General features: G+C 67.7%; 15 protein-coding genes and 1 tRNA gene. 9 read left to right on the forward strand and 7 right to left on the reverse strand.

Annotated elements, in window-relative coordinates; genetic code table 11:
• Position 1: 1 nt before the first annotated feature.
• Both ACOGI5_RS05665 and ACOGI5_RS05670 read left to right on the forward strand, forming a co-directional pair.
• The gene (locus ACOGI5_RS05665) at positions 2-1684 is read left to right on the forward strand and encodes an NADH-quinone oxidoreductase subunit N (protein WP_419865441.1); all 1683 of its coding nucleotides are present in this window, start codon (positions 2-4) and stop codon (positions 1682-1684) included.
• Positions 1685-1732: 48 nt separating this feature from the next.
• Positions 1733-2764: an SAM-dependent methyltransferase gene (locus tag ACOGI5_RS05670; protein ID WP_419863471.1), complete on the forward strand. Its 1032-nt coding sequence runs from the start codon at positions 1733-1735 to the stop codon at positions 2762-2764.
• A gap of 53 nt (positions 2765-2817) precedes the next feature.
• On the opposite strand, the gene cbiB is transcribed toward ACOGI5_RS05670, so the two are convergent.
• Both cbiB and ACOGI5_RS05680 read right to left on the reverse strand, forming a co-directional pair.
• The gene (gene cbiB / locus ACOGI5_RS05675; protein WP_419863472.1) at positions 2818-3729 is read right to left on the reverse strand and encodes an adenosylcobinamide-phosphate synthase CbiB; all 912 of its coding nucleotides are present in this window, start codon (positions 3727-3729) and stop codon (positions 2818-2820) included.
• A 61-nt stretch (positions 3730-3790) separates the two neighbouring features.
• A complete protein-coding gene (locus ACOGI5_RS05680; RefSeq protein WP_419863473.1) occupies positions 3791-4420 on the reverse strand; it encodes an adenosylcobinamide amidohydrolase in 630 nt (209 codons plus the stop codon).
• Positions 4421-4572: 152 nt separating this feature from the next.
• Between ACOGI5_RS05680 and acs the strand changes: the two genes are divergently transcribed.
• The 4 genes from acs to ACOGI5_RS05700 all read left to right on the forward strand — a co-directional run bounded on the left by acs (position 4573) and on the right by ACOGI5_RS05700 (position 9289).
• Positions 4573-6582, forward strand: coding sequence for an acetate--CoA ligase (gene acs, locus ACOGI5_RS05685; protein WP_419863474.1), 2010 nt, complete (start codon positions 4573-4575; stop codon positions 6580-6582).
• Between the two features lie 7 nt (positions 6583-6589).
• Entirely contained in the window at positions 6590-7129 is a 540-nt protein-coding gene (locus ACOGI5_RS05690; RefSeq protein WP_419863475.1) for a hypothetical protein, read from the forward strand.
• 38 nt (positions 7130-7167) lie between these two features.
• Complete coding sequence (locus ACOGI5_RS05695; protein WP_419863476.1) at positions 7168-8277, forward strand: hypothetical protein; 1110 nt, start codon at positions 7168-7170, stop codon at positions 8275-8277.
• A 157-nt stretch (positions 8278-8434) separates the two neighbouring features.
• A complete protein-coding gene (locus ACOGI5_RS05700; RefSeq protein ID WP_419863477.1) occupies positions 8435-9289 on the forward strand; it encodes a zinc metalloprotease HtpX in 855 nt (284 codons plus the stop codon).
• 50 nt (positions 9290-9339) lie between these two features.
• On the opposite strand, the gene ACOGI5_RS05705 is transcribed toward ACOGI5_RS05700, so the two are convergent.
• Positions 9340-9828, reverse strand: coding sequence for a YajQ family cyclic di-GMP-binding protein (locus tag ACOGI5_RS05705; protein WP_419863478.1), 489 nt, complete (start codon positions 9826-9828; stop codon positions 9340-9342).
• 72 nt (positions 9829-9900) lie between these two features.
• Between ACOGI5_RS05705 and ACOGI5_RS05710 the strand changes: the two genes are divergently transcribed.
• Positions 9901-9985 (forward strand) — tRNA-Tyr (locus tag ACOGI5_RS05710).
• Between the two features lie 19 nt (positions 9986-10004).
• On the opposite strand, the gene ACOGI5_RS05715 is transcribed toward ACOGI5_RS05710, so the two are convergent.
• Together ACOGI5_RS05715 and ACOGI5_RS05720 are read right to left on the reverse strand one after the other, a co-directional pair.
• Positions 10005-10781 carry an SDR family NAD(P)-dependent oxidoreductase gene (locus ACOGI5_RS05715; protein WP_419863479.1) on the reverse strand — a complete coding sequence of 259 codons (777 nt, stop codon included), beginning with the start codon at positions 10779-10781 and terminating at the stop codon, positions 10005-10007.
• A 99-nt stretch (positions 10782-10880) separates the two neighbouring features.
• Complete coding sequence (locus ACOGI5_RS05720) at positions 10881-11390, reverse strand: MaoC family dehydratase (RefSeq protein ID WP_419863480.1); 510 nt, start codon at positions 11388-11390, stop codon at positions 10881-10883.
• A 118-nt stretch (positions 11391-11508) separates the two neighbouring features.
• Here ACOGI5_RS05720 and ACOGI5_RS05725 point away from each other — a divergent pair, with 118 nt between their 5' ends.
• A complete protein-coding gene (locus ACOGI5_RS05725; protein WP_419863481.1) occupies positions 11509-12342 on the forward strand; it encodes a phytanoyl-CoA dioxygenase family protein in 834 nt (277 codons plus the stop codon).
• A gap of 76 nt (positions 12343-12418) precedes the next feature.
• On the opposite strand, the gene ACOGI5_RS05730 is transcribed toward ACOGI5_RS05725, so the two are convergent.
• Positions 12419-13159, reverse strand: coding sequence for a hypothetical protein (locus ACOGI5_RS05730; RefSeq protein ID WP_419863482.1), 741 nt, complete (start codon positions 13157-13159; stop codon positions 12419-12421).
• 122 nt (positions 13160-13281) lie between these two features.
• Between ACOGI5_RS05730 and ACOGI5_RS05735 the strand changes: the two genes are divergently transcribed.
• Entirely contained in the window at positions 13282-13857 is a 576-nt protein-coding gene (locus ACOGI5_RS05735) for an SRPBCC family protein (RefSeq protein ID WP_419863483.1), read from the forward strand.
• 28 nt (positions 13858-13885) lie between these two features.
• On the opposite strand, the gene ACOGI5_RS05740 is transcribed toward ACOGI5_RS05735, so the two are convergent.
• On the reverse strand, positions 13886-15553 hold the full coding sequence (locus ACOGI5_RS05740; protein ID WP_419863484.1) for a SulP family inorganic anion transporter: 1668 nt from the start codon (positions 15551-15553) through the stop codon (positions 13886-13888).
• Positions 15554-15648 lie beyond the last annotated feature (95 nt).

Below are 15648 nucleotides of genomic sequence, written 5' to 3' on the forward strand. Positions count from 1 at the left end.
CATGACGGCCCTCGGGGCACTTCTCGCGTTTGTGCGGCCGGATCTCGACTGGCATGCGCTCGCGCCCGAGTTGACCCTGCTGGCGGTCGGCACGCTGGTGACCGTCGCCGACATCGCGTTCGACGACAAGGCCAAGCGGATAATGCCCACGCTGACCGGCGTCGGCCTGCTGGTCACGCTGGTGCCGATCCTGACCCTGGCAGCCGACGGCGCTGAGCGGCCTATGTTCGGCGGGGCCTACGTGGTCGACGACTTCTCGCTGGTGCTCAAGGCGCTGTTCATCTTGGCTGGGTACTTGGTCGTGCTCATGTCGGTCGACTACGTGCGAGATGGCGACTACTACGAGAACGAGTACTACACGCTGCTGCTGACGTCGCTGTTGGGCATGGTGATGATGGCCAGCTCGCGCGACCTGGTGAGCGTGTTCGTGGCGCTGGAGCTGCTGTCGATTCCCGCATACATGCTGGCGGCGTGGCGCAAGGGCGGGCCTCGTTCGAACGAAGCCGGCCTGAAGTACTACCTGATGGGGGTATTTGCCTCCGCGGTGATGCTGTACGGCATGTCGCTGGTGTTCGGCGTGGCCGGCGACACTGATTTCGGCACCATTGCTGCCGCATTGACGGGCGAGGGGGCGAGCCCGATCGTCATCGTGGCCATCCTGTTCGTGCTGATCGGCTTCGCCTTCAAGGTGTCGGCGGTGCCGTTCCACACGTGGGCACCCGACACCTACGAGGGTGCCCCTACACCGGTGACGGCGTTCCTGTCGGTGGCGTCGAAGGCAGCAGGCTTTGTGGCGCTGCTGGGGCTCGTGTTCGTGGCCTTCGAGGGGGCTGCCGATGTGGTGCAGCCGTTCTTCTGGGTGCTGGCCGCGGTGACGATGACCGTCGGCAACCTGATCGCACTGCGCCAGACGAACATCGTGCGGATGCTGGCCTACTCGGGCGTGGCGCAGGGCGGCTTCATGCTGGTGCCGTTTGCCGTGGCGTTCGAGGGCGATGCCTGGACCGTCCCTGGCACCGACATCACCACCAACGTGCTGCCCGGCGCGTACGAGGCGATCATCGTCTACGCGATCATCTACGCCTTCATGAACCTGGGGGCGTTCAGCGTGGTGCTGGCGGTGTCACGGCGCACCCGCTCGGGCGAGATCTCGAGCTACGGCGGGCTGTTCAACTATGCGCCCGGCATGGCGGTGCTGATGACGCTGTTCCTGGCGGCGCTGGCCGGCATACCGCCGGCGGGCGGCTGGTTCGCCAAGTTCGTGATCTTCCGGGCGCTGGCCGATGCGAGCACGCCCGCTGGCTGGGTGCTCGCCGTGATCGTGGCGGTGAACGCAGTGGTTGCGTTCGGCTACTACGCCCGGGTGCTGGTGCAGATGTGGTTCCAGCCGGTGCCCGAGACGGTGGCGCTGGGGGTCGATTCCGGAGGCGACGACGAGATCGATCTTGACGAAGCGGTCGGGTCGGCCGATGCGACCGCCGAGCAGGACGAGCACGGCGACGCGTGGTTGGCCACCGAAACCCGTCAGGCCACGATGGTGCGCTTCACTCCGGGCAAGATTCCCATGACCGGGGCATTGGCAGCGGCGCTGGCGATCACGGCCATCGCCACGCTGGCGTTCGGCGTCTTCCCGGGTCTGGTGAGCCACTTCGGCGACGTCGCATCGTTCCACTTCGGCGGCTGATGGCCGACGGGGCACGTTGTCCCGATCCGGCGTCCAGACTTGAAGCCGATGGCTGGGACCGCACACGGCACCAAGCGTTTCGATGCCTTCATGGACGACGCGCTCTACGGCCCTGTGGGCTTCTACGTGCGCGGGGGCCGACCGGCGGCGCGTGACGGCGACTTCGCCACTTCAGTCGAGCTTGGATCGTTGTTCGCCCGCTGCGTGGCCAGCTATCTGGATCAGGTCTGGCACGAGCTGGGGCGACCCGATCCCTTCGTGATCGTCGAAGGCGGCGCGGGGCGCGGCACGCTGTGCTGCCAGGTCGTTGCGCACGCAGGCGACTGTCGTCAAGCAGTGCAGTTCGTGATGGTCGAGCGCGTCGAACAGCAGCGCACCGAAGCACTCAAGCGGGTCGAGGCACTGAGTACAGACATAACAGTGACGGCGCTCGCCGACCTGCCAGCCAGTCCGCTTGTCGGCATGGTGATTGCCAACGAGCTGCTCGACAATCTGCCATTCCGCCTGCTCGAACGCTCCGGGACCGGCTGGCACGAGGTGCATGTCTCGCCAGAAGACTCCTCCGAGGTGTTGACGCCTGCCCCGGCCGATGCGGCAGCAATGGCGGATGCGTTGGCGCCCGATGCAGCATTGGGAGCGCGGGTGCCGCTGCAGTTGAAGGCGGCAGTCTGGGTTCGGCGAGCGCTGCGGCTGCTCGAGCGAGGCCGGCTTCTGATATTCGACTACGGGGTGCCTCGCACCGCCGAGCTGCCACAGCGTCCGCAGAGCGAGTGGCTGCGCACCTACCGCTCCCAACGCCGAGGGCACAACCCATTGCACGCGCCGGGCACCGTGGACATCACCTGTGATGTGGCCTTCGACCAGCTGCCGCCGGGTGCCACGCTGAGCACTCAAGCTGAATGGCTTGCCGCGGCTGGCATCGAATCGATGACAGCGCAGGCGCGGGCACGGTGGCAGCGAGGCCGATCCGACCCGACGGCCGAGACTCTGGCCGCCCGGGCGCTGCTCGACGAGGCAACCGCGCTCACCGACCTCGACGGCATCGGCGCCTTCTGGGCCGCCGAGTGGCGCGTCGGCTGAGCTGCTCGCTATTCGTCGCCGTATCGCAGCTGCCTGGCCGCGAGCCTGCTGCCTCAGTCGCTCGAATTGCGCCGCAGCAGCAGCCAAACCGCCAGTGCCAGCGCTACGAGTAGCAGCTCGGCCTGTGAAGCGAGGCGCACCGCTGGCCTGATGTCGTCGGTAGTCGGCCGCGGTCCCATGCCGAGCCGTGGCCGATCTTCGTGACGCGAGCCGTAGCGCAGCGGCCCGCCCAGCTCTCGATCGAGCGCAGCCGCAACGGCTGCCTCGGCCACACCGGCATTGGGGGACGGGTGGGCCACAGCGTCACGGCATATCGCGGTCCACACGGCGCGCGCCTGACGCGGCCGCAGTGTCGTCACCAACACCGCGAACAGGCGCGCCGGCACGTAGTTGGCCACGTCGTCGAGCCGAGCCGCGGCCCAGCCGAATCGGAAGTAGCGCTCGTCCTTTCGCCCCACCATCGCGTCCATCGTGTTGATCGCCCGGTATGCCGTTGCGCCTGGCGCCCCGGCCACGATCGCCCAGAACACTGGTGCAACCACAGCGTCGACGCTGTTCTCGGCGACCGATTCGATGACGGCCGCTGCGATGGCGGATTCGTCGAGCCCGCTGGGATCACGGCCCACGAGCCGGGGGAGCTCGGCGCGAGCCGCCTCGATATCTCCCGCCTCCAGCAGGTCAGCAATACCCATCGCCACCGAACGCAATTCCCGTCCGGCTGCCGTCAGCGCGACCGCCGAGGCGGTCGAGCGCTGGAGGGTCCCGGCGGTCACTCCGATGGCGACGCCGATCGCTGCGTAGGCAACCCCGCGCAGTTTCCGATCTGCCCAGAGCCGTCGCTCAATGCTCGTCATCAGTTTCCCGAACGCCGCTACCGGATGCACTCGCTCCTGCGGCTCGCCGGCGATGCGATCCACGAGCAAACCCAACGCCACCGCACCGCTGCGTCGATCGTTCGATCTCATGACGCACCAGCTCCACTAGGGAGATCTGCGGCGCTCATCGAGGTCGGCGGGCCTGCTGCGCTCACGCGGGTCCTGCGGGCAGTCCGGCCTGCACTGCGCTGCGCACCGCGAGCGCAAGGCGCTGTCCCCACTCCGAGCGAGGTCCACCGAAGCGCTGCCGGCGCGCTGCCGCAGGCCATGCCGCCACCACTGCGTCCGTGGCGGTGCCGGTGCCGGCGACCCCGCACTCAGCCAGCGCCTGGGTCTTGGCTTCGGTGATCGTCATGGCGGCATTGACTGCAGCGCCCGGCTCGAATCCGACGGGCAGTTGGGCCACGATGTTGATCGTTCCTGGCCTGCAGGCGTCCACCGATCCGCTGACATCGGCTGCCCATGTCGGCTTCGAGACTCCCACGGTGGCATGCACCACCACGCCACCGCAGTCGGCCTTCGAGCAGCGCTTCACGTCCACCGCCGTAAACAGTGCGGTTCCGGGACCGCGCAGGCCGAGTTCGGCCGTCACTTCTGCAGCGTGTGCATCCAGATCTGTCCGGGTGTAGCCGCTGCCCACCCCGATGTTCACGATCCAGTCGATCTGGCCGATGCCGCCGCCCACTGCGGCGGACGAGATCACCTCAGTGGGTTGATCGAATCGCCAGACCAGGGCGCTGCGCGGGGCCGTCACCAGGGTTGGTTCCACGACAGCGCTCATCGGCCGGACGCTACCGATGTCTCGGGGAGGAGCCGGAGCGTTCCGGCCGTGGGATGGCTCGCGGGCGGCAACTACTCTGCGAATCTGGCTGACCAGCCTCGGCGACATTGGGGCACGCGGTCTGCGTGCAGCACGATGAGACAGGGAGACCGATGACCGACTCCACTACCGAAGCGACGATCGAGGACTACTACGTCGAAGACCGTGTCTTTGAGCCCGCGGGCAGCTTTCGCTCGGCGGCGCTGACGTCAGATCGGTCGCTGTACGACGAGGCTGCGGCCGACCGGCTGGCATTTTGGGCTCGCCAAGCGCGTGAGCACGTGTCGTGGTTCACCGATTTCCACACCGTGCTCGAGTGGGACCTGCCGTTCGCCAAGTGGTTCGGGGGCGGCACGCTCAACATCGCCTACAACTGCCTCGACCGTCATGTCGAGGCGGGCCGTGGCGACAAGGTGGCCTACTGGTGGGAGGGCGAACCGGGCGACACCCGCACCATCACCTACGCCGATCTGCTCGATGAGGTGTGCAAGTTCGCCAACGTGCTGAAGGGCCTCGGCGTCGAGCGGGGCGACCGCGTGTGCATCTACATGCCGATGATCCCCGAGCTGCCGGTCGCCATGCTGGCCTGTGCCCGCATCGGCGCGGCGCACTCGGTGGTGTTCGGCGGCTTCTCGGCCGATTCGCTGTCGGACCGCATCGACGACGCCTCGGCCAAGCTGCTCATCACCGCCGATGGCGGCTACCGGCGCGGCGAGCCGTTCGGGCTGAAGGACACCGCTGATGCTTCAGTGGCAGCCACCACCACCATCGAGAACGTGGTCGTCGTGCGGCGGACCGGTCAGGACGTGTCGTGGAACGACAGCGTCGACCACTGGTACCACGACCTGATGGAGGGCCCCACAGCCGCCGCCGATTGCCCGCCCGAGCACATGGACTCCGAAGACCTGTTGTACCTGCTGTACACCTCGGGCACCACGGCCAAGCCCAAGGGCATCATGCACACCACCGGCGGCTACTTGACCCAGGTGGCGTTCACGCATCGCTACGTGTTCGATCTCAAGCCCGATGTCGACGTCTTCTGGTGCGCCGCCGACATCGGCTGGGTGACCGGGCACAGCTACATCGTGTACGGGCCGCTCGCCAACGGCGCCTCGTCGGTGATGTACGAGGGCACGCCCGACACGCCCCGTCCCGAGTTCCGCGACGGCGACCGGGCGGCGTGGCCCAAGGACCGGTTGTGGGACATCATCGAGCGCTACGGCGTCACGCAGCTGTACACCGCCCCCACGGCCATCCGCACATTCATGAAGTGGGGTGCGACCGAAGCGGAGGGGCACGACCTGTCCAGCCTGCGGGTGCTGGGCACGGTCGGCGAGCCCATCAACCCCGAGGCGTGGATGTGGTACCACACCCACATCGGCGGCGGCACTTGCCCCATCGTGGACACGTGGTGGCAGACCGAGACCGGCGGCCACATGATCACCCCGCTGCCTGGCGTCACCACCACCAAGCCGGGTTCCGCGACCCACGCGCTGCCGGGCATCTCGGTAGAGCTCGTGGATGACGCAGGCAATCCGGTCGAGCGCGGCGGCGGCTATCTGACCATCACCGAGCCGTGGCCGTCGATGCTGCGGGGCATCTGGGGCGACCCGGAGCGCTACCGCGAGACCTACTGGAGCACCTACGAGGGGCGCTACTTCGCCGGCGACGGCGCCAAGATCGACGACGACGGCTACCTGTGGCTGCTCGGCCGGGTCGACGATGTGATGAACGTGTCGGGCCACCGCATCTCGACAACTGAGGTGGAGTCGGCGCTGGTCGACCACCCGTCGGTAGCCGAAGCAGCAGTGGTGGGCGCCACCGACGCCACCACCGGTCAGGCGATCGTGGGCTACGTCATCCTGCGCGGCGGTCACGACGCCACCGACGAGCTGCGGGAGGAAGTGCGGCAGCACGTCTCCACCAAGCTCGGAGCGATCGCCCGGCCCAAGGCGGTGGTGCTGGTGCCGGATCTGCCCAAGACCCGCTCGGGCAAGATCATGCGCCGCCTGCTGCGTGACGTGGCCGAAGGACGCCAGCTTGGCGACACCACCACGCTGGCCGATGCAGGCGTGGTGGAGGAGATCCGCACCCGCGCAGCCGAAGCCCCCAGCGAAGACTGAGCTGGACATGGCGAAGGGCCCGAGGCACAGGCGAACCCTTGCCGCGTCGGTTTCCGAGGGCGATTGGCCGGCCTACTGGTGGTGGCGGGATGGGCCGGTGCCGCCGGGCGACTGCGTGATCGTCGACATCGACGGCGTGCTCGCCGATGCCTCCCACCGCCAGCACCACCTCGACGGGCCCTGGCGCGACTGGGACTCGTTCTTCGCCGACGTGGGCGACGACGACGTGCTCGACGAGGTCTTCGAGCTGCTCGTGCTGCTGAATCCGGAGCTGGTGGTGGTGGCCCTCACCTCCCGGCCGACCTGGGTGTCGGGCGCAACCCTCGACTGGCTCGTCAAGCACAAGGTCCGCTGGGATCTGCTCATCATGCGCCCGATGGGCGACTTCCAGCCGTCGCCGCTGTTCAAGGGCGAGCAGACCCAGGCGCTCCTCGAGTGCGGTTACACCCCCCGCCTCGCCATCGACGACGACATGCGCAATGTCCGCATGTATCGCGACCTCGACCTGCCGACGCTCTACATCGACAGCGGCTACCACCCTCACTGAGGCTGTCCCAGCGACTCCGGACCTGACAGCATGAGCCGGTGACTCGTACAGCGTTGGTGATTGGCGGCACGGGGCCGACTGGGCCTGGCGTGGTGAACGGGCTGTTCGAGCGTGGGTACGACATCACGGTCCTGCATACCGGGCGCCACGAGGTCGACACCCTCCCGCCTGAGTCCGAAGTCCCCCACATCCACACCAACCCGTTCCGCATCAACGAAGTGGAAGAGGCGCTCGGGAATGCCACGTTCGATGTCGTGTACGCCATGTACGGGCGGCTGCGCGACCTGGCGCCGTACTTCGTGGGGCGCTGTGGCCAATTCATCGCCGTCGGCGGCATTCCCGTCTACCGGGGCTACGCCCGGCCGGCCGAGAACTGGCCACGCGGGCTGCTCACACCGCTGCGGGAGTCTGCCGAACGTGCCGTCAACGACGCCAACGACAAGGTGGCGAAGATCGTCGCCACCGAAGACACCCTGTTCGAACACCACCCCGACGCCACGATCTTCCGTTACCCGCTCATCTACGGACCCGGCCAGATCAACCCGCGCGAGTGGCTCATCGTGCGCCGCATCATCGACGGCCGTCGCCGGATCATCGTGGCCGACGGCGGGCTCACGCTGCGCGCTGCGGCGTACGGCCCCAACGCCGGCCACGCTCTCACGCTTGCCGCCGACCACCCCGCCGCAGCCGCCGGCAAGGCCTACAACATCAGCGACGAGCACACCCTGACGGCAAGACAGACGATTCAGGTGATCGCTGCGGCCCTCGATGTCGAGCTGGACATCGTGAACCTGCCCGGCGAGCTCGCCACGCCTGCCCGCCCCTTCCTCGGCGAAGAGGAATCGCTGCACCGGGCCATGTCGCCCGATCTGATGATCGCCGAGCTGGGCTACCGCGACAAGGTCGGCGTGGTCGAAGCCGTCGGTCTCACGGCTCGCTGGCTGGCAGAGAACCCGGTCCGGCGCGGCAGCACGAAGGAACGCCGTATGCAGGACCCCTTCGACTACGAGGCCGAGGACGCCATCATCGACGCCTATCGCTCATCCATCGGCAGGGCCGCCGAACTGGCTGCCGCCTTCGATCCCGACTTCCGCGGCCGTTACAGCCCCGGCTCTGACGACTGGCGCCTCGTCGACGCCAAGAACTGAACACCGAGCGCGCAGCTTCGGGTACAGCCGCAACCGCGCCGCTGCCGTCCGGCCACCGCGACCCATCCCGCGCCTGAGCGACTGACCGCCGTCATTAGCCTGAACCGCAACCGCACAGCGTCCGCAACACAGCGACCGAAACGAGGTGCAGCCCGACGTGCGCAACACGGCCAAGACCACTGTTCTCCTGGCTGGCCTCGCCGGCCTCATCCTGTGGATCGGCAGCTTCTGGGGCCAAGGCGGCCTCACGATCGCCGTCGTCATCGCCCTGGTCATGGTGGGCGGCAGCTACTGGTTCAGCGACAAGCTGGCCATCCGCTCCGCCCGTGCCCAAGAGGTCCAGCCCCATCAGCTCCCTGAGTACTGGCGGATCATGGGTGAGCTCACCACGCTGTCGGACATGCCGATGCCCCGGCTGTACGTCTCGCCCGATCCGCAGCCCAACGCGTTCGCCACCGGCCGCAACCCGAAGAATGCAGCCGTGTGCGTCACCGAGGGGCTCATCCGGCATCTCGACTGGTATGAGATCCGTGGCGTGCTGGCGCACGAGATGGCCCACATCCGCAACCGGGACATCCTCATCGGCTCAGTTGCGGCGGCCGTGGCCACAGCCATCACCTTCGCCGCCCGCATGGCGCAGTTCGCCCTGATCTTCGGGGGCGGCGGGCGCGACAACGACCGCAACCCGTTCGGCGAGATCCTGCTCATCATCCTGGCGCCGATCGCCGCGATGCTGCTGCAGATGGCCATCAGCCGCAGCCGCGAGTACCAGGCCGACCGCACTGCCGCGCGCATGATCAGCGACGGCGAGCCGCTGGCCCGAGCGCTCGAGAAGCTGGACGTGGCCTCCAAGACTGTTCCGAGCCTGGCCGACCCCAATCAGGCCCAGATGTACATCGCCAACCCGCTGGCCAGCCGCCGGATGGGTTTCAAGGGCCTGTTCACCACGCACCCGCCGATGGAGGAGCGCATCCGCCGCCTGCGGGACGGCTCCTGGCAGGAAGCGATCTAGCCGGCCGCACAGCTGTCGAACGCCGGCTGGCCGCCCGATGCAGGCCGGTGTCAGTCCCGGAAGTTCTCGAACTGCAAAGGCACCTCGAAATCGCCGGCCTTGAGCTCGGCGATGACCGCCTGCAGGTCGTCGCGCTTCTTCGACATCACCCGCAGCTGGTCGCCTTGCGTCTGCGACTGCACGCCCTTGATGCCGAGCCCCTTGATGAACTTGTTCAGGTCGCGTGCCCGGTCAGACGAAATGCCAGCCTGCAGCGCCGCCGCTTGGCGCACGGTGCCGCCAGACGCCTCCTCGACGTTGCCGTAGTGGACGGCCTTCAGGCTGACCTGGCGGCGCACCAGCTTTTCTTCCAGCACTTGGCGCATTGCTGTGAGTCGATCCTCGGTGCTCGACCGCATGTTGATGGCGCCCTCGCCGAGCTCCACGGCACTGCCGGTATTGCGGAAGTCATAGCGGTTGGCGATCTCGCGGGACGCCTGATCCACGGCGTTGCGGATCTCTTGCATGTCCACCTTGGAAACAACATCGAATGACGGCATGTCCGCAAGCTAGCGAGGAAGCGGGCTCGGGTTGCTGGAGTTCGGCAACGCTTTAGGCTTCGAGGCTCACCTGGGTCGGTGCCCGAGCGGACAAAGGGAGCGGGCTGTAAACCCGTCGGCTTCGCCTACGGAGGTTCGAATCCTCCCCGGCCCACCAGCGCGCGAGACGCCGGCCGTCAGCGGCCGGCGCTGAAGCCGCCGTCGATGGGGTAGAGGCTGCCCGTGATGTAGCTGGCGTCGTCGGAGGCCAGGAACGCCACAAGCGCCGCAACCTCGTGGGGCTCGCCGTAGCGCTGCGCGGGAATCCGTTCAGCCATTCCCTTGCGGACGTCGTCGGCGTCTTCACCGCCGATGAAGGTCTCGAGCGATCGCATCATGCGCGTCTCGATCGGCGATGGGCACACGGCGTTGACGCGCACGCCGGAGGTGGCCAGCTCGAGAGCTGCAGACTTGGTGAGCCCGGCCACTGCGTGCTTGCTGGCCGAGTACGGCGAGATGCCCCGTGCGCCGAACAGGCCCGCAACCGATGCCGTGTTGACGACGGCACCGCCCCCGCCGGCGATCATGGCCGGGACTGCGTACTTCATGCCCAGCCAGACGCCGCGCACATTGACCGCGATCACCCGGTCGAAGTCCTCTTCGGGATAGTCGACCATCGGGAAATAGGTGCCCTCGATGCCGGCATTGTTGAACAGCACGTCGACACGGCCGAAGTTGTCCATGGCCGCCTGCACATAGCCTGCCACCTCGTCGGATTTGGTCACGTCTGCTCCGACAGCCAGCGCCTCGCCGCCTGCCGACTCGGCCGCTGCGACCGCCGCGCCGAGATCGGTGGTGACCAAGTCCACAGCCACCACCGAAGCCCCCTCCGACGCGAATCGCTCGCACGCAGCCAGCCCGATCCCGCCGGCCGCCCCCGTCACAATCGCCACGCGTCCCACGAACCTGCTCATGACACCTCCTCGCCTGCGTGCAGCGCAATGCTGATGCTCGACTCGCGAGCCGCCGCACCGGCCGCCGACCGTACTGCTGAGGCGGGGTGCCGCGCGGCGCTAGTCGGCGTGGCGGCAGAGGATCATGCGGGTGGGGGTGTAGACCATCACGAGGCTGCTGTGCTGGTTGAAGACTTCATTGCGGGTGGTCACGATGCCGCGGTCGCCCCGTGAGGTGAGGCGGGCAGCGGTCACTTCGGCCACCACCTGCAGGGTGTCGCCGACGAACGTCGGGCCCTTCACCTCGACGGTTGCGCCCAGGTACGCCACGCCCGTGCCGGCAATCGCGCCGCCGCTGATGACCAGCCCCTCAGCCAGCGACATCACCAGGCTGCCCGGCACGAGCCGCCCGTCGTAGCCGGCGCGCTCAGCGGCTGTCGCATCCAGGAAGAGCCCCTCGGCAAACCCGAACTGGGTGGCATACACCACGAGGTCGGTCTCGGTGATGGTTCGCCGGCTGGTGCTCCAGCGCTTGCCGACCGGCTGCTCATCGAACGTCCAGCCTCGATGCGGTCGGGGCGGCAGTCCTGGCATCGCACCGGAGCCGCTGCTGCTGTCATCGTCGTACATATCGCCTCCCGCCCTGAGTCTGGCAGTGCGATGTCCGGCGGTGCTGTGTCTGGCGAAGCGGTGCAACCATCGTGTTGACTTGACAGCGATCAGACGGCATCGGCGACAGGGGACGACGATGAGCGACACGGTTCTGGATCGACCGGCACACGACATCGTCGATGACGAGACCATCGACCGGTTTCGTGCAGACGGGGTGGTGGCGCTGCGCAATGTCGTCGACGCCGAGTGGGTGGAGCGACTGCGCGGAGGCGTCGCCGACGAGATGGCCAATCCCAGCCCCACAGCCCACAACTACGAATCCACCGGCTTCTTCGGCTCGCTGGACCTGTGGCGCTTTCACCCTCTCTTCGAAGAGTTCGTTACCCAGTCCCGACTCGGCGAGCTGGCGGCCGCCATGTTCGGCTCGCCCGTCGTGCGCATGTACTACGACCAGCTGTTCGTCAAGGAGCCCGGTTCCAGCCAGCCGGTGCCGTGGCACAACGACCAGCCGTACTGGCCCATCTCGGGCCGCCAGGTCATGTCGTTCTGGATTGCGCTCGACTCCGTCGACGCCACCAACGGCCGCGTCGAGTACGTGCGGGGCTCGCACGCGTGGGATCGCTGGTTCCAGCCGCGCACCTTCGCGCCGACGAGCGCTCACGACTACGAACGCAATCCGGACTACGAGCTCATGCCCGACATCGAGGCCGACCGGGACAGCTACGACATCATCTCGTTCGATCTCGAGCCGGGCGATGCCGTCGCCTTCTGGGCCATGATCCTGCACGGCTCGCAGGGCAACTCGAACCAGGGCAGGGCGCGGCGAGGCTACGCCGCGCGCTACATCGGCACCGATGTCCGCTACGACCCCCGCATCGGCACCGCCCAGGCGCTGCACGTAGACGGGCTCGCCGCGGGCTCCACCATGGAGCTCGACCGATACCCCGTCGTCTGGCCGCGCACCGCCTGAACGGGCAGCGGGCTGCCCACGAGAGAGCGGCTCGCCGCCGACCCGGCGTGCGGCAACGCCAGGCGAGTGGTTCGAACTAGGTGTTGTTGTGTGCGCCGATCGAGCCGCTGACCATCGACCGGCCCAGCAGCATCAGCCACAGCACGGCGACCAGGCCGCCGATGCCGTTGATGACATCCCAGCCCTCGAAGTCGATGATCGCCGCGATGATCCAGAACAGCGTCGTCCACACGACGCCGACGGCGGCGGTGAACAGGGCTGCACCCCGATGGAATCCTCGGGGCAGGATCGGCATCAAGCCGAGGGCCATCGACGCGGCACCCAGCATCACCAGCGGGATCGCCACGAACGCGAAACCCGCCTTGACCGAGTGCATCGCGAGAGCGACCTGCATGACGGTGTCCGACCCCGCCGCGGCGCCGGCGCCGAGGCCGTCGTCGATCGCGATCACCATCATCATGTCGAGACCCTCGCCGAGCACGCCGATGCCGGCGCCGATGCCCGCCATCATGAGGCCGTAGCGCGTGCCGGTGCAGTCGAGGCCTTCCTCGTGCGCCGTGTTCCACACCACCATGAGGCCGGCGATGATCGTCACGGCGGCGATCGCGATGAGGATGGACGTCAGGTGACTCAGCCAGGCCAGATCTGCCATGGCGTCGATCCGGCCGACGAAGTCCACCCGATCGGCACTGCGAACGATGACGCCGCCGGGCTCGATAGCGGCCATCACCAGCGCCAGCAGACCGCCGTAGAGCAGCGCGAAGCCGCCGCGCTGCCGCCGGGTGTAGTTGTTGATCTTCTCCAGAACCATCACCATGCAGATCGCCCCCTTCGGCCCCAGATGCAGGCTCAATGGCGAGATTAGTGCGGGCTCGATAGTTGCAGATATGACTTAGGTGCTCGCCTGCATCCATCGGATGCAACGGCCACAATGGCGCTATGGACGAAGCGATCAGCAGCGCTCTGACTCCCTCTGACGAAGCACTCGTGAAGCGACACACTGGCGCCGGCTACGAGATGATGGAGCCGATCATTGGCAGGGCTGCCGTCGCGGCTCCGCCCTCCGATGTATGGGCGGCCATCAGCCCGGCCGGCAACCTCACCAACATCCATCCCTTCTGCGAGCGCAACGAGGTGAATGTCTGGAACGAAGCCCGCAGCCGCGATCACGTCTACTACTACAGCGGCGTCCACTACGAGCGGGAGTTCTGTGACTGGCTCGACGGCATCGGCTACGACCTGGTGCTCGGCCCGCCCGACGCCCGCACGGCTTTGGTGCGATGGCGCATCACCGAGGCGGACCACGGCAGCGACTTCAGCATCAAGGTGGTCGCGCTGCTCCGGGACGATGTGCCTGCCACCGAGCGCGAGCACTACGCCGAGCACATGATCCGCCGGCCGCTGCCCTCCTACCTCGACTCGGTCGTGCGCGGCACGGGTTACTTCGCCGAGACCGGCACCCCCGTCACCAAGAACCAGTTCGGGACCCACCCCATCTACTCGCCCGCCGACTGAGCAGGCCCCGCGGCCGCCGCGGGCCGGCTCAGTTCGGCTCTGGCAGCTTCAGCAGGATTCGAGCCGCCGCACGAGCCTTGTCCAGCGTCGGCACGAATCGGTTTCTCGGCACCTTGTCGAGCGCGTTCAGCGCGCGCAGGCTGGTTGCCGGCGGGCCGCTCAGGCCCATCACGATCACTTCGGTCTTGCTCTCCACAGCAGTGTCGATGAGGTACTCCACCAGCATCGCCGCGCTGTCGTCGATGTACACCGTGTCGGTGAAGTCGATGATCACCACCTCGTGCTCTGCGATGTCCGCACCCAGGATGTCGATGAGGCTCTTCGACGAGGCCACGGTGAACGTGCCTCGCAGCGACACCAGCCCGACCCGTGCAGAGAACCCGCCGGCTGCGACCTCGTCGGCGTCGCCGACCTCGGCGTCTTCTCCCAGGAAAACCCGGTCAAGCAGCGGCACCGACACCACGGCGTCGAGCTGGAGCCGTTCGAACTGGCGGGCAGCCGACATGGCCGCCACGATGAGGCCGATCGCCACGGCCGTGATGAGGTCGAGCACCACGGTGAGCACCATGGTGATGCCCATGATCATCAGGTGCTCGCGCTGCACCCGGTGCATGCGTTTGAGGAACCGCCAGTCCACGATGTCCCAGCCGACCTTCAGCAAGATGCCGGCCAGCGCAGCGAGCGGCACTGACTCGACATAGCTCCCCGCCCCTAGCACGATGGCCAGCAGCACCAGGGCGCGCAGCGCGCCCGACACCCGGGTGCTGCCGCCGGCCCGGATGTTCACCACCGTGCCCACGGTGGCGCCGGCACCGGGCAGCCCGCCCACCAGACCAGCGGCGATGTTGCCCAAGCCCTGGCCGATGAGCTCCTGGTTGGGGCTGTGCCGTGTCCTGGTCATCGAGTCGGCGATCAGCGACGTCAGCAGGCTGTCGACCGCTCCCAGCAGGGCGAGCGTGATGGCGGGCTGCACCGCGCCCGCCAGGACGCCCAACGACAGCACCGGTTGCTGAAGGTCCGGCAGGCCGGAGGGCACCTCGCCGATGACCGGCGCGTCGCCCAGGAACAGCACCCCCATGAGTGTCCCCACGGCGAGGGCGGCGAGCGTCGCGGGGAACCAGCGATGCAGGCGGGCGGGCCAGAAGATGCACACGCCCAAGCTGACGGCGGCGATGACCACGGCGCCGGCGTTCAGGTTCAGGATGGCGTCAGGCCAGGCACGCATCACATCGAGCGGGCCGCCGCCAGCGCTCTCCACACCCAGAGCCGGCAGCGTCTGCAAAATGATGATGATGATGCCGACACCGGACATGAAGCCCGAGATCACCGAGTACGGCGTGTAGGAGACGAAGCGGCCGAAGCGCAGGATGCCCAGCAGCGTCTGGATCACCCCGGCCATCACGACGACGGTGAGCGCTTCCTGAAGCGTCGACGCATGTTCTGTGATGACCACAGCCATCGCCACGGCCATGGGTCCGGTGGGCCCGGAGATCTGCGAGCGTGTCCCGCCAAAGACGGCGGCGAAGAAGCCGAGGGCGATTGCGCCATACAGCCCGGCCATCGCGCCGAGTCCCGAGGCCACGCCAAAGGCGAGCGCGACAGGCAGGCCGACTACCGCCGTGGTGACACCGCCGAAGATGTCACCGCGCAGCGCCGAGAGGGTGTACCCGGGCACGCTGTTCGACCGCTTTGACATCCGTCGCCCCCCAACGGCGGCGCCCCCGCCCCCCGACGGGCACGCGTCAACGACATTAGGCGTGCTCAGCGAGTGTTGCCTGCGCTATCTCGCTG

Origin of the sequence: Candidatus Poriferisodalis sp., assembly GCF_965208925.1 — a bacterium.
GTDB lineage: Bacteria > Actinomycetota > Acidimicrobiia > Acidimicrobiales > Poriferisodalaceae > Poriferisodalis.

Bases quoted from the DNA above. Each gene is read 5' to 3' on its own strand.
- ACOGI5_RS05665 (WP_419865441.1), top strand. From the start codon at position 2: ATGACGGCCCTCGGGGCACTTCTCGCGTTTGTGCGGCCGGATCTCGAC.
- ACOGI5_RS05670 (WP_419863471.1), top strand. From the start codon at position 1,733: ATGGCTGGGACCGCACACGGCACCAAGCGTTTCGATGCCTTCATGGAC.
- cbiB (WP_419863472.1), bottom strand. From the start codon at position 3,729: ATGAGATCGAACGATCGACGCAGCGGTGCGGTGGCGTTGGGTTTGCTC.
- ACOGI5_RS05680 (WP_419863473.1), bottom strand. From the start codon at position 4,420: ATGAGCGCTGTCGTGGAACCAACCCTGGTGACGGCCCCGCGCAGCGCC.
- acs (WP_419863474.1), top strand. From the start codon at position 4,573: ATGACCGACTCCACTACCGAAGCGACGATCGAGGACTACTACGTCGAA.
- ACOGI5_RS05690 (WP_419863475.1), top strand. From the start codon at position 6,590: ATGGCGAAGGGCCCGAGGCACAGGCGAACCCTTGCCGCGTCGGTTTCC.
- ACOGI5_RS05705 (WP_419863478.1), bottom strand. From the start codon at position 9,828: ATGCCGTCATTCGATGTTGTTTCCAAGGTGGACATGCAAGAGATCCGC.
- ACOGI5_RS05715 (WP_419863479.1), bottom strand. From the start codon at position 10,781: ATGAGCAGGTTCGTGGGACGCGTGGCGATTGTGACGGGGGCGGCCGGC.
- ACOGI5_RS05720 (WP_419863480.1), bottom strand. From the start codon at position 11,390: ATGTACGACGATGACAGCAGCAGCGGCTCCGGTGCGATGCCAGGACTG.
- ACOGI5_RS05725 (WP_419863481.1), top strand. From the start codon at position 11,509: ATGAGCGACACGGTTCTGGATCGACCGGCACACGACATCGTCGATGAC.
- ACOGI5_RS05730 (WP_419863482.1), bottom strand. From the start codon at position 13,159: ATGGTGATGGTTCTGGAGAAGATCAACAACTACACCCGGCGGCAGCGC.
- ACOGI5_RS05735 (WP_419863483.1), top strand. From the start codon at position 13,282: ATGGACGAAGCGATCAGCAGCGCTCTGACTCCCTCTGACGAAGCACTC.
- ACOGI5_RS05740 (WP_419863484.1), bottom strand. From the start codon at position 15,553: ATGTCAAAGCGGTCGAACAGCGTGCCCGGGTACACCCTCTCGGCGCTG.